We start from the raw sequence: 18,876 nt of genomic DNA, 5'->3' as shown, positions 1-18,876 counted from the left end.
ACCATGAGGCCGGACGGGTCTCTGCGCGCATCGCCGGTGGCGGGTGTCCGCGCGCGCAAAACCGCGCCTGTCCGCCCCCGTGCGCCGCCCGCCATGCCGCCGCCCGCGCGGTTCGCGGACGACGCGACGCGCTTCGTCCCCTTACACACAGCCCGTTGCTCGTTGCCTGCCGCCGTGCGCAATCGAGTCCGAACCCATTGCCGCGACACGTACCATGAATCAGAAGCAGCTCGAAGCGTTTCGGCTCGTGATGAAGACGGGCAGCATTTCGACGGCCGCGCAGCAACTGCACGTGTCGCAGCCGACCATGAGCCGGCTGCTGAGCGACCTCGAGAAGTCGATCGGACTGCGCCTCTTCGACCGCCGCCAGGGCAAGACCAACATGCGGCCGGAGGCGCTCGTGTTCTACGAGAGCGTCGAGAAGGTGTTTCTCGGCGCGAACTATCTGCGGCGCGTGGCCGAGGAAATCCGCAACAACATCGGCGTGCGCCTGCGCGTCGGCTGCTTTCCCGCGTTCAGCCTCTCGGTGATGCCGGAGATCGTCGCCGGGTTCCATCACGAGTTTCCGCAGGCGAGCTTCGAGCTGACCGTCGCGACGTCGTCGAGCCTCGGCGAATCGGTGTCGAGCGGCACGACGGATCTCGCCGTGGTCGGCGACACGCCGAAGCTCGTCGGCACCGAAATCACGCGCAGTTTCAGCGCGCCGTGCGTCGGCGTGCTGCGCGAGGACGACCCGCTCGCGGCCGCCGAGGTGATCGACCTGACGTGCCGCGACCGTCGCAACGTGATCTGGATGAACTCGCACTCGAACGTCGAATCGACGCTGCGCCGCTCGGTGCAGGTCGAGACGGTGCCCGTGGGCGGCTCGCTCTACGTGAACCTTGCCGATACCGCATGCCGGCTCGTCGCGCTCGGCATGGGCATCGCCGTGATCGACCCGATCACGGCGCTTACGCTGCCGGTGCCGGGCCTCGTCGTGCGGCCGATCGTGCCCGTGATCGGCTTCGATTTCTCGATCCTGTGCTCCGAGAAGCTCGTGATGTCGAACGTCGCGCGCTCGCTGCTCGCGCGTCTCGTCGAGCGTTGCGAGGCGATCGAGAACGACTACCGCCGGCCGGCGCGCGAGCGCGACGCCGCCTGAGGCGCGGTTTACCGCCGACAGCGCCCGCGCGGCGCGGATATCCGGCGACGAAAAACGGATTTTGTGCCGGCGCGGCGCGGCATTAGCATCGAGGCGGTTTTCTTTTCTCTGAACATCCGCATCATGACGCTTCCGCTTCCCGACGATCGATCCTATCCCCTGCGCCGCGCGCCGCTCTTCGCGCGCAACGTGGTCGCCACTTCGCAGCCGCTCGCGGTCAACGCCGGGCTGCGGATGCTGCAGGCCGGCGGCAACGCGATGGACGCGGCGCTCGCGGCCGCGATCACGCTGACCGTCGTCGAGCCGACCGGCAACGGCCTCGGCAGCGACGCGTTCGCGATCGTCTGGGACGGCCGCGAGCTGCACGGCCTGAACGCCTCGGGCCGCTCGCCGGCCGGCTGGACGCCGGAGCGCTTCGCCGGCCTCGAAAAGATGCCGCAGCGCGGCTGGGAAAGCGTGACGGTGCCCGGCGCCGTATCGGCCTGGAGCACGCTGTCGAAGCGGTTCGGCCGCCTGCCGTTCGCCGACCTGTTCACGCCGGCGATCGGCTACGCGCGCAACGGCTTTCCGGTCTCGCGCACGATCGCGACGCTCTGGAGCGCGGGCGCGAAGGTGCTCGCCGAGCAGCCGGGTTTTCGCGAAACCTTCATGCCGGGCGGCCGCCCGCCGGCGCCGGGCGAGCTGTTCGTGAACACGCCGCTCGCGGGCAGTCTCGAGGCGATCGCCGACAGCCACGGCGAAGCGTTCTATCGCGGCGCGCTGGCCGAGCGCATCGCCGCGTTCGCGCGCGAGCACGGCGCCGCGCTGACGGCCGACGATCTCGCGGCGCACGAAGTGGACTGGTGCGGCACGCTCTCGACGCGCTTTCGCGGCGTCGATCTGCACGAGATTCCGCCGAACGGGCAGGGCATTGCCGCGCTGATGGCGCTCGGCATGCTCGAGCACACCGGCATCGACGCGCTCGATCCGGACAGCGCCGAATGCATCCATCTGCAGATCGAGGCCATCAAGCTCGCGTTGGCCGACGTCGAACGCTACGTCGCCGAACTGCCGTCGATGCAGTTGCCGCCGTCGGCGCTGATCGATCCCGCCTACCTGAAAAAGCGCGCCGCGCTGATCGATCCGGCGCGCGCGTCGATGCCCGGGGCCGGCGCGCCGACCGCGGGCGGCACCGTCTACGTGACGGCGGCCGACGCGAACGGGATGATGGTGTCGTTCATCCAGTCGAACTACGCGGGATTCGGCTCGGGCGTCGCCGTGCCGGGCACGGGCATCCACCTGCAGAACCGCGGCTACGGTTTCACGCTCGAGGAAGGCCACCCGAACCAGGTCGGCCCGCGCAAACGGCCGTTCCACACGATCATTCCGGGCTTCGTGATGAAGGACGGCGCGCCGCTGATGAGCTTCGGCGTGATGGGCGGCCCGATGCAGGCGCAGGGGCATCTGCAGATGGTCGTGCGCACGCAGTTGTTCGGGCAGAACCCGCAGACGGCGAGCGACGCGCCGCGCTGGCGCTTCGTGTCCGGGCGGCGCATCGCGATCGAATGGGGCATGCCGGAAAAGACCGCCGCGGATCTCGCGGCGCTCGGCCACGAAGTCACGCGCGACGCGCTCGACAATCACTTCGGCTTCGGCGGCGCGCAACTGATCCAGCGTTGCGGCGATGCCTACGTCGCCGGTTCGGACCACCGCAAGGACGGTCTCGCGGCCGGTTTCTAGGCGGCGCCCCGGCTCCCGGCCTTCGTTCGCCGGGGCCGGGCGCATCGCCGGTCCGGGCGCGTGCCGGATGCCGGACCGGACACCCGCCAGCCGGTGCGTTCCCGAAACGACCGGTTGCTTCGCGAGCGGCGCGTCGGCTGCTCGCATTTCCCCTCCCGCTTTTTCCCGGAACTCCGGTCCCCGTTTGCCCGGGGGCGGGTGCTTCGTGCGCCGGTGCCTCGCCGATTGCCGGTGCTTCGTTCTCCATTTTCGCCCCCCGGAATACAGCCGCATCCGGCCTCGCCGTCGCCACAAATTTCATACTTACAAATTGGTATGTACTGGTAATGGGTAAATCGCGACACTACTATCTCCGCAGCACGCGCTCCTTCGCGCGTCGGGAGATGAAACATGCGGATTGGCGCCATCGGTGCCGGACAGGTTGCCCAGGCGTTTGCGCGCCGGGCGATCGATGCAGGGCACGAAGTCGTATTCAGCAACAGCCGCGGGGCGGACAGCCTGGCGTCCGTCGTGGAGGCGCTCGGTCCGTCGGCACGGGCCGGCACGCGCGAGGAGGCGCTGGATAACCCCGTCGTCCTGCTCGCCGTTCCCTGGCCGAAGGTCGAGGCGGCGCTGAAGGCGCTGCCGGCATGGCGCGGCCAGATCCTCGTCGATCCGACGAACGGCTTCCGCGACGGCACGCCGGCTCGAGGACTCGTGGATTTCGGCGCGGGCAGCTCGAGCGAGCGCGTGGCCGAACTCGCGGCCGGCGCTCGCGTCGTCAAGGCGCTGAACACGATGTTCATGACGAATTTCGCGAAGCCGCCGGTTTCGGGCGCGTTGCGTCGCGCGGCGTTCATCTCGGGCGACGATCGCGACGCGAAGGACACCGTGGCGGACCTGCTCGAGCGCTTCGGCTTCGCGCCTGTCGATCTCGGTTCGTTGCGCGCGGGCGGTCGCATTCAGGCCGTGGGCGGACCGATTGCCGGGCACGATTTCTTCGTGCCCTGGCCCGCGCCGCGCGCGTTTCCCGCTTTCAACGGCGACGCGTGGAGCGCCTGACGATGGAGGCACAGAACGATACGTTCCGCCGGATCGTCCAGTACCGCTACGGCGATCCGCGCGACGTGCTGCAGGTCGAAACCGTGTCCGGCATCGCGGCGCCGGCCGCCGGCGAAGTACGGGTGCGCGTTTCGCGCAGCATCGTCCACCCCGGCGATCTCCAGCTCGTGGAGTCGCGCTACGCGCAGCCGGCGCCCGCCATTGTGGGGGGACGCGTGCCGGGACTCGAAGCCGTCGGCGTCGTGGAAGCGTCCGCGCCCGGTGCCCTCGACGGCACCGGCATCGGGCCCGGCGCGCGCGTGGCGTTTTTTGCGCCGGGCGCCTGGCAGGAGCGGGCCGTCGTGCCGGCGACGAGCCTCGTTTCCGTGCCCGACGATCTGCCCGACAGCGTCGCGACCCAGGTTCTCATCAACACGATCACCGCGCGGCACGTTCTGCGCACGGGCCTGCGCCTGCTGCCGGCGAAGCCGCGCTGCATCGTGCAGAGCGGCGCGGCGTCGGCGGTCGCGAAGCTGATCACCGTGGCGGCGCTCGAAGCCGGTCTCGTGCCGATCCGGCTCGTGCGCTCGCCCAAAAGCGCCGAACGACTGGCGGCCGTGCTGCCCGGCGCGGAGATCGTCGATACGTCGTCCCACGGCTGGCAGGACGCCGTGCGCAGCGGGGCGAGGGGGGACATTCCCGTCGTATTCGACGGCGTCGGCGGCCCGCTGCTCGGCGAACTGGCGGCGCTGCTGAACCCGGGCGGAACCGTGGTGACGTACGGCGCGCTCGGCGCACGCCTGGCGGACCTGAACCTGTTCGTGCCGAAGTCGCTCACGCTGCGCGGCGTCACGATCGGCACGTGGCGCACCGAGTCGAGCCCCGACACCTGCCGCGAAGACGTGTCCTCGGCCATCCGGATCGGACGCGAATTCCCGGCGCTGTTCGCGGGCTACCGCGAGTTCGGACTCGCGGAGCTGCCGGCCGCGATCGATGCCGTGTCATCGCCGCATAAGCGCGGCAACGTCGTTCTCAAATTCTGACTGGAGCACATCATGAGTACACCCGACGACGTTCTGTTCCGGCCGATTCGGCTCGGCGAAGTCGAATTGCCGAATCGTATCGTCATGGCATCGATGTCGCGTGCCCGCACCGACAACCCGGGGCTGATCCCCGTCCCGTTGCAGGCCGAGTACTACCGCCAGCGGGCATCGGCCGGGCTGATCCTGTCCGAGGGCACCTGGCCGAACCGGGATGCGATCGGGGCGATCAACGTGCCGGGCCTGTTCGACGAGCAGCAGGCCGAGGGCTGGAAGCGCGTGACCGGGGCCGTCCACGAGGCGGGCGGCCGGATCTTCGTGCAGCTCGGCCATTGCGGCGCCGTCTCGCACCCCGATCTGCTCGGCGGGGCGCCGCCGCTGGCGCCGTCGGCGGTCAGCGTTGCCCAGCCCGTGTTTACGCCGGGCGGGTTTCAGGTCTCGCCGGTCCCGAAGGCGATGACGGCCGACGACATCGCGCGCACGATCGACGACTACGCGCGCGCGACGCGGCTCGCGCAGCAGGCGGGATTCGACGGCGTCGAACTGCACGGAACCGTCGGCTACCTGATTCCGGAATTCCTCAACGACCGCTTCAACCTGCGCGAGGATCGCTACGGCGGCAGCATCGAGAATCGCGCCCGCTTTCCGCTCGAAGTACTCGAGGCCATGATCGCCGCATGGCGGCCGGGGCGAATCGGCTTGAAGCTCAGTCCCGGCGCCTCGCTGGGCGAATTGCAGCCGACGGCGCAGACGCTGCCGACCTACGAATATCTCGTCTCGCAGGTTGCGAAGCTGAAGATCGCGTACCTCCAGCTCCAGCATCCCGACGTCGATCTGGCCGGCACGCCCGTCGAGGCGCTGAACGACGGAACGGCCCGGTATTTCCGGCGGTTCTACGACGGCGTGCTGATGGCGAACGGCGGCCTCGACCGCGAGCGGGCCGAGGCGGTCATTCGCGCGGGAGATGCCGATCTCGCGGCGTTCGGCACGCCGTACCTCGCCAATCCCGATTTCGTCGAACGCCTGAAGCGCGGCGCGGCGCTCGCGCCCGTGCCGCCGCGGGAGACGTGGTATGCGGGCGGCGCCGCCGGCTATGCGGATTATCCGAACGCGGGGTGACGCGGCGATGGAAAACGTGTAGCCGACACGGCGTGCAAGCCGGATCGGGCGGCGCGAAGCGCCGGCAATGCGATGGGCGTGCGCGAGTCGATCCGTCGGTGCGGACGCCGCCGATTTCTTCCGGCCGACGAAGCCGATCGCAGAATTCAGGACTCGGACGGCTTGTTCGGGCCGGCCAGCCTCTCTGTCGCCTCGATGATTTCCGGCGCCATTCTGGCGGCATCGGCGACGCTCACGGCCGGGGCGTGTTCCCCGAGCGAGGCCTTGCCGAGCGATCGCGCCACGCTCGCGGCGAGGATGGCCTTGCGCAGTTCGACCCGGTCGTCCTTCACTTCGGCGCCGGTTCGCGCGACGGGGTCGCCGCCTGCGGGCCGAAGGCGCTCGACGCTACCGTCTTCGTTGGCGATGAGGGCGGCCGGCTGATCGAGTCGGTCGAGAACGGAACGCGCGAGGTCGCGGTCGAGCGAGGGGATCTCGTCCTGGCGCCATCCGGGTTTGCCGACTGGCTTGCCCGTGTCGGAAAACTTCCGGATCTCGTTTTCGGGCGTCGTGGTTTCACGCAGATGGGCCTCGATGATGTCGGCCGCATCGCCCGCAAATTGGGCGGACTCCCGATCTGTCGGGCGCTCGTATGTCGAGGCATCCGGCTTCGAGAACGTGCCGTCGCCGGCAAAAACGGCAGGACCTTCGGCCCATGCGTCCATGACGACGTCGTCGGGTGTCGGGGTGCGCGATGCGATGCCGTGGTTGCCTGTATCGTGCTTCGCGTGAAGCGGATTGCGGGAGATCACGGCCCACCCATGGTCCATTTTCGTACGCGTGGTCGCATAGAACATCGTCTCGTCGTCCTTCATCGTCCTGCCGGCAAGAACCAGGGCTATCGCGGCATGCTCACTGCAATTCCCCTGATCGAGAAACCTGGCCGCTCCCGCCTCGATGCTGGTAACGGAGCCGATTGGGTCGGGACTTTCCACGAAATCGAATGCCTCTTCCAGGTAGGGGTACGTTGCTTCCCGGAGCGCGTGATGACGTCTGATCGCCTCGTCCGACGCGCCGATGACGTTGGCCCGGCCGTAACGCAGCGTGGCGCGTGTCTGGTCCACGGCCGTCTGGGCGCGGTCGAGCATGTCGAGATCGCGCCCCTCCACGTGACGCCCGTCCGCTGCGCGGATGAAAAGGTAACCGGCCTGTTCGGCCCGGATGCCGTCATGCTCGTCCGCGCCGTCGGCATTTTTTAGCGATGCGCTCGGCACAGGAATCCATTTGAAGGAGTCGGGCGATACCTGTTTCCTTGTTAGCCCGGCCAGGACGCCGTCCGTTTTCATGGAGCCGGCTTTCGCCAGCGTATGTCCGGCACGATGCGCGTGGAGTGTCGATTCCTGCGCTGGCGAGGAAGACTCGATATCGCTCGCGGTATGGGTTTCGCCGACAGGCTTCGTCATAAACGCATCCGTTCGACGGGCAGGCGGTAGCGGGAGCTGCGATGAAACGCCAGTATTTCCCTTCCCGCTTTCCTGAAACACGGCCCGCGCGAACTTTCGTCGCGTCGGACGAAGCCGGCCTGCGCGCCCCGCGCGGCTAACTCCGCCCCGTAAGCTGCCCGTAGATGTCGTGCGAGACGCTGAGCAGCTCGCTCTTCGGCAATCCGCCCGACACGGCGTAGCCGAACTTGCCGTCCACCCAGTAAAAGACCCGCACCGGACCGTCCTCGTAGAACTGGAACGCCGTGGTGTCGGCGCTCGTGTCGCGATGCGCGACGCAGACGGTCAGGCGCTCGCCTTTGGCGCTCCGGTACATGTATTGCGCGACGTGGCCCGGCAGCATGCGGCCGCCCGTCAGCTCGAACCCGGCCGCGGTCAGCACCGGCGCGTGCGTGTCCGTGCCCAGTTGGGCGGACATCCATTGCGAGAAGTCGTCTTCGTGGCCCGAGTCCATGTCCGAGGGCCGCTGCACCGCCGGCATGTAGACGACGTGGGCGAGGGCCGCTTCCTTCGCGAAGCTCGCCGGGCTGTCGGCGCTCGCCATGCGCGCCAGATTGTCGTCGTTGCCCTGCAGCGCGAAGCGGACCGGCTGCATCAGCGACGAACCGATCCGCGTTTCGGTGCCGATCCCGATGCCGAGCACGAGCGCGGCGGCGAGCCCCGCAAACTGCGCGCCGAACCGCGGCAGATTTGCGGCCCGCCAGCCGCGCCGGGCCGCCGCGGGCGCGGCCAGACGCGCCGGCACGGGCTCGCCCAGCACGCGGTCGAAGCGCTCGTGGAACATCTGGTTCAGCGCGAAATAGTCGCTGACGCGCGCGGCCAGCGCGGGGTCCCGGTCGAGCGCGGCCTCGACGGCGGCACGGCGCTCGTCGGGCAACGACCCGTCCACGTAGGCATGCAGATCGTCGTCGGTAATCGTGGTGGATGGCTGGTTCATCGTACTACCCTCAATTTCGTGCCCTGCGGCGCGCCCGACATCAACGCCCGCAGTCGTTCGCGTCCGCGCGACAGCCTCGACATGACCGTGCCGACCGGTACGTCGAGCGCGCTCGCCACCTCGGCATAGCTCATTTCCTCGAGGCCGACGAGCAGCACGACCGCGCGCTGTTCCGCGGGTAGCCGCTGCAGCGCGTAGTCGAGATCGCGGATTTCCAGCGGATGGGTCTGGCCGGCCGGCACCGCGAGGTCGGCGTCGTGGACAAAATGCTCGTCGTCCGTGGAGACGTGCTCGGCGCGTGCGGACACCTTGCGCGTCTGGGTCACGAAGAGGCTGTGCATGATCGTGAAGAGCCAGGCGCGCAGGTCGGTGCCCGGCGTGAATTGCCGGTAGCGGCTCAGGCCGCGCTCGAGCGTGTCCTGGACGAGGTCGTCGGCCAGGTCGCGATTGCTGACGAGCGCCCGGGCATAGCGGCGCAGGCGCGGGACATGCTCGTACAACTGCTCACGAATATCCATGGTGGCTGTGTTCCGTTTCACGGAGCGAGGCCGGCGCGACGCGCCGGGCGGCTTTCCGCTATGCGCCGCCTATCATATCCGCGGCTTCCATCATGCCGCGGGTCATGGTCGCGCCGCCGAGAACGTAGCGGCGCCCGAAGCGCGTCCACGTCAGGAGCCGGTAGGGCCCCACGCGGTGAGCCACCCACTGCGGACGAGGCCGAAAGTCCGGCGAGAAGGCGATCAGCAATACGACGGGCGTGCCGTCGGCCGTCTCGTAGATATGGCGGGACGCGGTGAAAAACGGTCCGGTCGCGACCGACCCCGACGACACCCATTTCAGCCCGGCTTTCGAGAGGTCCGGCGCCGCCGGGCCGGAGGCAGGCGTGCCGCCGGCCGCGCCTGCGTGCCGGATTTGCGCGGACGCTTCCACGAGCGACGTCACGGCCGCCTCCTCGAGGGCGGGGCCGGTCGAGGAGGTGAGCAGCGCGCCGATCATGATCCCTGCCGCGGCTGCAATCGCGACAGCGGCCGCGCTGGCGAGAACAGGCCGGCGCCCGAGGCGAAGCAGGCGGGGCCCGAAGGCTCGCCAGTCGACCCGGGGGATGCGGGAATCGGAAACTGGGGCTTTTTCCACGGCTCGCGTAGCGGAAGATCGGGGCTTCAGTCGTAAACGCGGGAAACGCGCGTTTATTCCGCTACGGCGAAAACAATCGGGCAATCGAACGGCGGACGGCCCGAACCGCGGGCGGGGCGCCGGTTTTTCAGTGCGATTTCAGCAGCCACTGGGCGGAGGCGATGCCCGCGATCGTCATGGCCAGCGAGCCGCAGACGTGCACGGCGATTTCCCCGGCGGCCCACGCCAGTTGACCGCGCTGGAGCAGCGAGACCACCTCCAGCGAGAACGTCGAGAACGTGGAGAGGCCGCCGCAGAACCCGGTCATGATCAGCAGCCGCCATTCGGGGGAGAGGCCGGGTATCTGCGAGAAAACGCCTACCGCCGCGCCGATCACGTAGGCGGCGATGAAGTTGGCCGCGAGCGTGCCGGGCGGCATGGTCGGGAAGAGCGCGTTGAGCTTGAGCCCAAGCGCCCATCGCGAGAGTCCGCCCGCGATCGAGCCGATCGCAAGTACCAGGATGGGTTTCCACATATGCGCTGTCCGTTGGTTGTCGGTCGATTTTCGTTCTGGACAGGCGAGCGACACCTACGCGGCCTGTCCGGCCATCACGTAGGCATCATCAGCCGCGAAGCGCGGCGGTTAGCGGAGGAATGCCATCTCCGTGGGCGGCACTTTACCATGTCGAAAAAGAGCGGGCGACGCCGCCATTGCGATGGCCCCGAAGCCGGCCTCAGCGCGGCGATTTTGCCGCCGCCGCGCGGCGCGCGCGCGATGCCGATGCCGATGCCGACGCGACGGCCGGCGGCGGCGCGTCGCCGGTCGCGTCGGCATCGGCCTGCATACCGAGCGCATCGGACGCATCGAGCGCGTTGCGCGCGTCGGCGATCGACGCGACCGCCTCCATGTTCCGCGTGCCCCACTGGCAGACGGGTTTGAGCGCGCGTCCGAGGTCGAGGCCGAATGCCTCGAGTTCGTATTCCACGTGAGGCGGCACGGTCTGGAAGTCGATGCGCCGGACCAGCCCGTCGCGCGTCATCTCCTTGAGCTGCTGGCTCAGCATCTTTTCGCTGACGTCGCCGACCAGCCGGCGCAACTCGCCGAAGCGCCGCCGCTTCGCGCTCAGGTGGAACAGGATCAGCAGCTTCCACTTTCCGCCGACGAGATCGAGCACGGCTTCCATGCCGCAACGAAAGGGGGCTTCGCTCATTCGGGACGTCTCCGCGGGGTCTGGACAGGTACTTACTTAAAGGGCTGTACTGCGGGCGAGTCTACCACGGCCGATCCGGCGGACGAAGCGTCACTTCCTCGGCCCGGCCGGCGTCGATTGCCTTGCCCGGTCAGGCTCCCGCCAGCAGATCGACCGCGAGCCGCCGCGCATGCACGCGCAGCTCGGGGACGGCGGTCGCCTCCCAGTCGCGCGCCTTGAGCAGGGGGCCGATGTAGCGCAGCCAGGGCTGGGCGACGCCCTGCGCGTCGAGCACGGCGTAGCGGTCGTCCACGGCGAGGCCGAGTCCCAGCGCGTCGGGGAGCAGATGGCGTTTTTCGATCAGTTGGTCGAGCAGCGGCACGCCGCTGCGGCGCAGGTCGCTGCCGGGCCCGGTGCAGTTCACGACGGCGTGGGCGCGCCGGCCGACAAGCTCCGCGGTGCCGCGCCGCCTGACGGTCAGCTCGGCGAGGCCGGCGGCGTCGAGGCGGGCGCCGCAAAGCCGGCCCGCCAGGATTTCGAGGCGGCCATCCCGTTGCATCGCCTGGGCGGCGTCGAGCGCGCCGGGCGCGCAGCGATGGCGCAGCGCATCCCAGTAGGGGCGGACGTGCCGCAGGAAGCGGTCGCGATCGGCGAGGCTCAGGGCCTGCCACAGGGCGGGCGTGTGCGCGCGCAGCGCGGCCATGCAGTCGCGCCAGTCTTCGCCGTGCGTCATGGCCGCTTCGGTCGCCTCGCGCAGCACGCGAACCTGTTGGCGCAGCGACGTGCCCATCGCGGCCGCCAGCGCGGCGCCGTCGATCACGCCCGCCGTCGCGCCCTCGCGGCGATGACCGCGCGGCACGAGGCCGTGGCGCGACACGCAGACGATGCGTCCCGCGTGGCCGACGCGGTGCAGCGAGCTGACGACGTCGAGCGCGGTCAGGCCGGTTCCGACGAGGAGCACGTCGCCGTCGCGCGGCACGTCGCGCAGCGGATCGGCCGACCACGGATCGGCAACGTAGCGCGCGCCGAGCGCGTCGAGCGCCGATCGGGGCAGCACGTCGCGCGGGGCGAAATGGCCGAACGCGAGCACGACCGCGTCGCAATCGATCCGCCGTGCGCCGTCGAGCGAGACCGTCACGCGCGAACCGTCCGCCGACGAGACGTCGAGCACTTCGCCCACGACGCGTTCGAGCACGCCCGGCCCGTTCGATCCGGCGCGCTCCAGCAGGTCGTCGAGATAGGCGCCGTACAGGGCGCGCGGCACGAAGCCGTGCGCCTGCACGGCGAGGCCGGCGCGGCGGCAATAGTCGAGGAAGCTGTCGGGTTCGTCGTCGAGCGCGCTCATGTTGCCGGCGGGCACGTTGAGCAGATGGTCGGGGCTGTGCGTGCCGTAGGCGAGGCCGCGCGCCATCTGGCCGGACTTGTTGACGAGCACGACGCGCAACGGGGCCGCGGCCCGGCGCATGAGCTGGATCGCGGTGACGGCGCCGCTGAAACCCGCGCCGACGATGGCGATGGTCCGGGCTTGCATCATCAGGCGTCTCCCGCCGCCGGGCGGCGGCGCCCCGGCGGCGAGGCGTGGAGGATAGCGGAGCGGGAAACGGTCGTCGTCGGCATGGGGGCGTCGGGGTTGTTCGCCGGGCCTCGCGGGGCGGCACCAAATGGAGCCTCGTTTCCCCGGTCGCTTCTGAGGCGGCGAGAGGCGTTGAAGTATCATCGTTGCAGTGTCGGCATGATAGTCGATCGTCTCCGGGCGCTTCATCTACTGCCTGTCGGCAGGGGTTTTGGGAGGGGCTGTCTCCGGACTGGATCGCGCGGGTGCCGGAAATCATGGGTGATCGAAGATCGGCGGGAGGTATTCAGTTGGCGCAAGTGCGGACAAGCGGGGCATCGGGCAAGGACGTCGTTTCCCCCGAGTCGCCCGATTCCCGGAACGTGCATTGGCAGTCGCTGGAAGTGACGAAACGCGCGCGCGCGGCGCTGACCGGCAACCGGCCGTGCGTGCTCTGGTTTACGGGTCTTTCGGGCGCGGGCAAGTCCACGCTCGCCAATCTCGTGGAGAAGCAGTTGCACGCGCTCGGGCGGTCGACCTACCTGCTCGACGGCGACAACGTCCGGCACGGCCTGAACCGGGACCTCGGCTTCACCGACGCCGACCGCGTGGAGAATATTCGTCGCGTCGCCGAAGTGGCGCGGCTGATGGTCGATGCCGGCCTCGTCGTGCTCGTGTCGCTCATCTCGCCGTTTCGCGCCGACCGGCGCCTCGCGCGCGAGCTGCTCGCGCCCGGCGAATTCGTCGAAATTTTCGTCGACACGCCGCTCGACGTGGCGGAGGCGCGGGACCCCAAGGGCCTGTACAAGCGCGCACGCCGCGGCGAGCTGAAGAACTTCACGGGGATCGATTCGCCCTACGAGGCGCCCGAGGCGCCTGAAATCCGGATCGACACGACGCGCTACGATGCATTCGACGCCGCGCAGCACGTGCTTCGCGAACTGCCGAAGTTCTGGCGTGAGGACGGGGAGTAGCGGCGCCGTTTCGCGCGTTACGTACGGGCAAATCTCCAATTTGAACCGCATATGAGGCCCAGATAAGGGCTTTGGGCGCGTGCGGCCCGCGTTACCTTATCCTCGCCCCTCTATTTTCATTGCGGACCCCCCGTTGGAGACACGCCCGAGCGATTTGCCCGCGCATGGTGCGGAACATGGTGAGGAAGATTCCGGCCCGTCGGCCGAGGCGCTCTGCCGTGCGGGCCGGTTCGCCGAGGCGCTAACGCGCGTGACGCCGGCGCTCGACGCGAGCGCGGACGTTCCGCAACCGGCGCGGCTGCACGCGCTGAACATCGCGGCGGTGTGCTTGCTCGGCCTCGGCCGGATCGGCGACGCAGAGGCCTGCTGGCGCCGCGCGATCGGGCTCGACGCCGGTTTCGCCGACGCCTACTGCCATCTCGGCACCATGCTCAAGGGACTCGGGCGGCTGGCCGACGCGGAGACGCTCTACCGGCAATGGGCCGCGCTGTGCCCGGATCGTGCCGAGGCCCACAACAACCACGGAGCCGTGCTGCAGGAGCTGGGCCGTCGCGACGAGGCCGAAGCGGCCTACGCGCGCGCGCTGGCGATTCGTCCGGATTACGTCGAGGCCCGCTACAACCTCGGGCTCGCGCTTCAGGCCGCGCGCAGGCTGCCCGAAGCGGAGGCCGCCTACCACCGCGTGCTGGCGCTGCATCCGGCGCACGCGGAATCGCACAACAACCTCGGCAACGTGCTTCGCGAACTGGGCCGCCTGCCCGAGGCCGAGGCCGCGTACCGGCAGGCGATCGCGATTCGTCCGCACTATCCGCTCGCGCTGAACAACCTCGCGAGCGTGCTGAAGATGCTCGGGCGTTTCGGCGATGCGGAAGCGGCATGCCGGCTCGCCGTCGCGCAGCGCCCGGCCTTCGCCGAGGCCTGCAACAATCTCGGCACCATCCTCGAGAAACTGGGGCGCCTCGCGGAGGCCGAGGCCGCCTACCGGCAGGCGCTGGCGATCCGCGAGCCGTTCGCCGCGTGCCACTACAACCTGGGCATCGTGCTGCACGCGCAGAACCGGCTGGCGGACGCCGAGGCCAGCTACCGGCGCGCGCTCGAATTGCGTCCGGACGACGTGAAGACGCTGAACAACCTCGGCAGCGTATTGCAGGCCGGCGGCCGCGCGGCCGAGGCGATCGCGGTTTACCGGCGGGCGCTGGCCTGCCGCGCCGATCTGCCCGAGACCTGGTACAACCTCGGCACCATGCTCAAGTGGCTCGACCGGCTCGACGAATCGGAAGCCGCCTACCGGCAGGCGGTCGCGCTGCGCGTCGACTATGCCGAGGCGCAGTTCGGGCTCGCGACGCTACTGCTCAGCTTGGGGCGCTTCGAGGAAGCCTGGCCGCTCTACGAGTCCCGCTATGCGATGCCGGGCTTCGTCCATCACCGCTCCGTGTCGATCCTGCGCTGCCCGAGATGGCGGGGCGAGGCGCTCGACGGCCGGTCGCTGCTCGTGTGGCAGGAGGACGGTCTCGGCGACATGATCCAGTTCGGGCGCTATCTGGCGCAGCTCAAGGCGCGCGGCGTCGCGCGGCTCACGGTGGCCTGCATGCCCGCGCTGCACCGGTTGCTGGGCTCGGTTGCCGGCGTCGACGAGGTGCTCGATCACGACGCGGCCCAGGCGCGCGCGCTGACGTTCGACTGCTGGACGAGCCTGCTCGGCGTGCCGCTGCATCTGCGCGGCGAGGCGACGGTGCCGGCCGTCTATCTGAGGCCCGACGCCGCGCTCGTCGAGGCTTGGCGCGCGCGGCTCGAAGCGCTTGCGCCGGGCCGCCGGGTCGGGCTCGTCTGGAAGGGCAATCCGCGTCACCACAACGACGCGAACCGCTCGCTACCCTCGCTCGCCGCGCTTGCTCCGCTCTGGAATGTAGCGGGCGTGCGGTTCGTGAGCCTGCAGAAGGGGCAGGGGGAACACGAGGCGCAGTCGCCGCCCGCGGGCCAGCCGCTGCTGCATCTGGGCTCGGACGCGGCCGATCTGGCCGATACGGCGGCCATTGTCGCGCAGCTCGATCTCGTGATTTGCGTGGATACGTCGGTCGCGCACCTGGCCGCCTCGCTGGGCACGCCGTGCTGGGTGATGCTGCCGGCGCACGACGTCGACTGGCGGTGGATGCATGGGCGCGAGGATTCGCCGTGGTATCCGGGAGGGCGGTTGTTTCGGCAGGCGGGGGAAGGCGGGGCCTGGGCGGGGCTTGTCGGGCGGGTGGGGCGGGCGTTGGGGGAGTGGGTGTCGGCCCGCTGAGGCCGCTTCGGTCACCGTCGCGCAACCGGTGAGCTGCTTTGACGGGGCGAACGCCGAGAGCGGCGAGACCATGGTGTCGTTCAGGGAAAGCCGTAGGCCGACGACAACTGGGTCACATGCTGGTCTTTTGTGCCGAAACCTGCTGTGTCCGATTACATTGAGGGTGACATGACGCGGGAGAACGAGTAGCCCATCTATCCGCTATAAAAAAGGTTGCGACGCATTAGCGAGCAACCTTCCTGACAAGAACATTCCATGTAACGACAACGCTGCGCTTACGAACTGCTCTCGTCTTTGCGGGAGCTGGATGAAAGCGCTCTATACATGGGCAGATGCCCCTTCCGGGATATCGCCAGCCAGACCATCGTCAATATTCCCGGCGGCCGAATCGGAAAAGTGCTCGATGAACAAATCTGTGATGGTCTTCACGATATCGTCGCCGATATGCCAGGCAGCCCCGTCGTCAAGACCATAGTACGGACCAACGTGCCCACCAAGCCAACGCACGACCTCGAAGCCTGGCCAATAGATTGTTTCCGGGTACTTTGAAGCGAACTCATGTGCGACTATACGCAATATGGACTTCGAGATGCAGTCTGCCTGTATTGCTGATTTGAATTCGAACGTCGCATGTAAAGGAACGGGACTTACCGTAATCACAATCCTGGCATCGGGATTTAACGATTTAATACACGACGTGATGTATTCCAGGTTTTCCAGATTTTCCTGGACAGTTGTGGTTCGGAAGTCGAATAGCTCTGCGAATGCCCGTGTACCTAGAAGCGAATCGGTTGGCATTACGAATTCTTTTGATTTTCTGTCGAAGAACGCAGGGGCCACGCCTAATGTATAGACAAATACTTCGGCTGCTGCCAGACGCGCCTTGAGATTCTCCGGCGTGACGTTAAGAGGGGCAAAAAGTTCATCGAGGCGCTGCCGGGGTTGACCTTCGCAGCGGCCAAACACCCAGTCCATCAGACTTCGGTTGGCAAAAGTAGAGTTGATATGCTCGGCCACCTGGAAGTAGTCGGCCTGATAGCCGCGTTCGCGCAGGCGGGCCGCGACCTCTCTTGCAAAGCAGGAACCGAGCGTAAAAAACCGGGTATTCCGTGTGATGAAATTCTGCTTCGCAATTCCTCGCACCAGAGTGGATTCGACGACGGACTTCAGATCACCGCTCATCTCCGTCGTCGTCGGATATTTTGCACGCGTTTTGGGGGATCGCCGGGAGCTGCTACGCCGTAATTCGCGTGAGAATTCGGCCTCGCTCTTGTCTGTTACGTTGGGATTGAGGGATTGCGCCTTGTCCAGCAGTTCGATGGCCTCTTCGAAATTATCATTGGCACGCAATTGGGAAAGCTTCGCATAGTAACTGGCGTTTTCCGGGTCGAGCCGTATGAGCCAGCGATACGCATATTCAGCTTCCTCGGTCGGGCCAACGTAAGTTGCCATCTGGGCCAGGGTCTCAAGGCAAAGTTTGAGTTGGGGCCAGCTTGCAGGGTTCGGTGTATTTTCGATCAATCGAAGGGCATTTCTCGCGTGATCGCGTTGAATTGCCCACCCCTTATGGCTACCGACCAGGTGACAACGATATTGGCCCAGAAAGAATACTGTGTCCGGATTCCGGGCGTTGTGGACGAGCGAGAGCTCGAGGTGCCTGATGGCCTTGGCAACGTTATCGGTTCGGCCGTACAGCAAGCCAAGCAGCAGGTGGGCTTCCCAGTCGGACTCGCTCACACCCTGGGTTTCCACCGTGGCAATTGTTTCGCGAATGCCTCGACTGGTCGAAAGCGCCTGCTTTGCCTGATTTTTCCAGACATCGATATTCAGGCTGCTCGACCTGTCGGAGGCAGGGGAGGGAGGATTTTCCGCCAGGTTGAAATGATTTTCGCGTGAGAACTCCGCAATCACCGACCTGATGGTGGCGAGTATCTCTGACGCATATGCGACACATATTTCCAGTCGTCCGGACAACTCCGGGGTGACGGATGTCCTAAGCGTATCGAGCTTGCCCATGTAGAACTTCAGGATATCGTTCACATGCGGCACAAGTCGAGCGGCAGTCTGCACTGTGAAATACTTTTTCAGTAATACGGAAAACTCAAGAAACGAGAGTCCAGATTTTTCGTAGCTCTGCGTCAATTCGGTTTGATCGACGCTGATACTGACATCACGGTCGACAAAGGCGCTTCTGACACCCTGCGCCGATAGCCTGAGCACCAGTGCCAAATCGGTGGCCCTGAAGAAGGACTCGCCGAATGCCGAGACCGATGCGTCGAGAGACGTGTCGAAGAAGTCATCGGTGCCGAGAGCCGCTCTGCGAAACAACGTTGCGCCCTCGATATCGATGTATGGATCGAACTGCAGAAGATGGGGAAACTCGGCGCGTGTGCCGAAGTAGTTTCCATTCATCCATCCCGGCTGCCGGAGCGATCTACGCTGTCCGTCCTTGTCGAGCATTGCGTAGCGCCCATAGGCGTAGCCGCATTCAGGATGGGCATCCAGCGCCGACTTTAACGCTTGCAGGCCATCTGGAACCAGTACGTGGCCTGGGCCAAGAATCTGGATGAAATCGCCCTCCGCCATTCTGACGCCCTGATTGATGTTATGTACGGCACCGAGACTCTTCTGGTTAAGGACATACTTGACTCGACTGTCTCTGGAGGCAAACGCTTTGGCGATTTCCGGGGTATCGTCCGTCGAGCCGTCGTCGTACACGATAAGTTCAATATCGACAATGCCCTGCTGCAGGACGCTCTCGATGGAGTCGGGCAGGTAATTCGCGCAGTTATACGCCGGAATGACGATAGAAATCATGATGGTGGCGGCGATAGCAAAATAGGGCGGCCGCCTGCGTATTGGCAGGCAGAATGAACGACTTCTATATGTTCGAATGCTTGGGTGGACTATGCCAAATTAAGCATAGCGTCGCGGTAGCGAGACCAATCGATCGAACAGGCGAAGGTTCACATTTCTATTTGAAGAAACGCGACTTGCCTGCCGCTCTTTGCGTGATGGCCTTGTGCGCGGATTTCGTCCTGCCTGGTCGTCCCCCTTCGCGCGTCCCCCTCCGTGCCACCGCAACAGCGTGAACCACTCGCCCACTTGCCCGTGCCGTTGCGGCTGCCATCGTCGCGCGACTAGGCCACGGCGGAACGGGTGGACGCCGCGGTAGTTGTCACCGCGCGCCGGCAACGTGAGCGGCGGTAGTGGGCGGGGGTGAGCGGCTGTTGGGCGGCCGGATGGCATCGCGCCCTGGCTCCAGCCTGGCTCAGCCTCGGCTCGAGGGCGACGGCGCGTACCTGGCCC

General features: G+C 67.1%; 14 protein-coding genes, 1 pseudogene and 1 riboswitch. Of the genes and pseudogenes, 7 read left to right on the top strand and 8 right to left on the bottom strand.

The annotated features are described in order from the left end of the window. The first annotated feature begins 214 nt into the window (after positions 1-214). From CY652_RS12940 to CY652_RS12920, 5 genes are all read left to right on the top strand, one after another. Entirely contained in the window at positions 215-1,141 is a 927-nt protein-coding gene (locus tag CY652_RS12940; RefSeq protein ID WP_102131118.1) for a LysR family transcriptional regulator, read from the top strand. A 123-nt stretch (positions 1,142-1,264) separates the two neighbouring features. After that, positions 1,265-2,860: a gamma-glutamyltransferase family protein gene (locus tag CY652_RS12935; RefSeq protein WP_102131226.1), complete on the top strand. Its 1,596-nt coding sequence runs from the start codon at positions 1,265-1,267 to the stop codon at positions 2,858-2,860. Between the two features lie 390 nt (positions 2,861-3,250). Continuing rightward, positions 3,251-3,901 carry an NADPH-dependent F420 reductase gene (locus CY652_RS12930; protein ID WP_102131117.1) on the top strand — a complete coding sequence of 217 codons (651 nt, stop codon included), beginning with the start codon at positions 3,251-3,253 and terminating at the stop codon, positions 3,899-3,901. 2 nt (positions 3,902-3,903) lie between these two features. Beyond that, positions 3,904-4,923 carry an alcohol dehydrogenase catalytic domain-containing protein gene (locus CY652_RS12925; protein WP_102131116.1) on the top strand — a complete coding sequence of 340 codons (1,020 nt, stop codon included), beginning with the start codon at positions 3,904-3,906 and terminating at the stop codon, positions 4,921-4,923. Between the two features lie 12 nt (positions 4,924-4,935). Further along, entirely contained in the window at positions 4,936-6,039 is a 1,104-nt protein-coding gene (locus CY652_RS12920; RefSeq protein WP_102131115.1) for an alkene reductase, read from the top strand. Between the two features lie 146 nt (positions 6,040-6,185). On the opposite strand, the gene CY652_RS12915 is transcribed toward CY652_RS12920, so the two are convergent. From CY652_RS12915 to CY652_RS12885, 7 genes are all read right to left on the bottom strand, one after another. After that, complete coding sequence (locus tag CY652_RS12915) at positions 6,186-7,481, bottom strand: hypothetical protein (RefSeq protein WP_146010085.1); 1,296 nt, start codon at positions 7,479-7,481, stop codon at positions 6,186-6,188. 136 nt (positions 7,482-7,617) lie between these two features. Next, entirely contained in the window at positions 7,618-8,457 is an 840-nt protein-coding gene (locus CY652_RS12910) for an anti-sigma factor family protein (protein ID WP_102131113.1), read from the bottom strand. After that, positions 8,454-8,975 (bottom strand): sigma-70 family RNA polymerase sigma factor, encoded by a 522-nt coding sequence (locus CY652_RS12905; protein WP_102131112.1) that lies wholly within the window; start codon positions 8,973-8,975, stop codon positions 8,454-8,456. Before CY652_RS12905 ends, CY652_RS12910 begins: the two co-directional genes overlap by 4 nt. Positions 8,976-9,033: 58 nt before the next feature. Further along, positions 9,034-9,453: a hypothetical protein gene (locus CY652_RS12900; protein WP_102131111.1), complete on the bottom strand. Its 420-nt coding sequence runs from the start codon at positions 9,451-9,453 to the stop codon at positions 9,034-9,036. A gap of 265 nt (positions 9,454-9,718) precedes the next feature. Continuing rightward, entirely contained in the window at positions 9,719-10,105 is a 387-nt protein-coding gene (crcB, locus tag CY652_RS12895; protein WP_102131110.1) for a fluoride efflux transporter CrcB, read from the bottom strand. A 72-nt stretch (positions 10,106-10,177) separates the two neighbouring features. Continuing rightward, a riboswitch (Fluoride riboswitch) is annotated at positions 10,178-10,244 on the bottom strand. A gap of 60 nt (positions 10,245-10,304) precedes the next feature. Then, entirely contained in the window at positions 10,305-10,781 is a 477-nt protein-coding gene (locus tag CY652_RS12890) for a winged helix-turn-helix transcriptional regulator (protein ID WP_102131109.1), read from the bottom strand. Positions 10,782-10,911: 130 nt separating this feature from the next. After that, positions 10,912-12,294: an FAD/NAD(P)-binding protein gene (locus CY652_RS12885; protein WP_180970567.1), complete on the bottom strand. Its 1,383-nt coding sequence runs from the start codon at positions 12,292-12,294 to the stop codon at positions 10,912-10,914. A gap of 308 nt (positions 12,295-12,602) precedes the next feature. Here CY652_RS12885 and cysC point away from each other — a divergent pair. Together cysC and CY652_RS12875 are read left to right on the top strand one after the other, a co-directional pair. Beyond that, positions 12,603-13,286: pseudogene (cysC, locus tag CY652_RS12880) on the top strand (adenylyl-sulfate kinase); the annotation flags it as partial. Positions 13,287-13,419: 133 nt separating this feature from the next. Then, positions 13,420-15,567, top strand: a complete 2,148-nt coding sequence (locus CY652_RS12875; RefSeq protein WP_258002297.1) for a tetratricopeptide repeat protein — start codon at positions 13,420-13,422, stop codon at positions 15,565-15,567. Positions 15,568-15,885: 318 nt separating this feature from the next. Here CY652_RS12875 and CY652_RS12870 read toward each other — a convergent pair whose 3' ends face one another. Next, on the bottom strand, positions 15,886-18,384 hold the full coding sequence (locus tag CY652_RS12870; protein WP_102131107.1) for a GSCFA domain-containing protein: 2,499 nt from the start codon (positions 18,382-18,384) through the stop codon (positions 15,886-15,888). Between the last annotated feature and the right edge of the window lie 492 nt (positions 18,385-18,876).

Source organism: Burkholderia sp. WAC0059 (assembly GCF_002870125.1).
Classification (GTDB): Bacteria; Pseudomonadota; Gammaproteobacteria; order Burkholderiales; family Burkholderiaceae; genus Paraburkholderia.
Note: the sequence above shows the minus strand (reverse complement) of the source record. Positions and strands in the feature narration are given on the sequence as shown.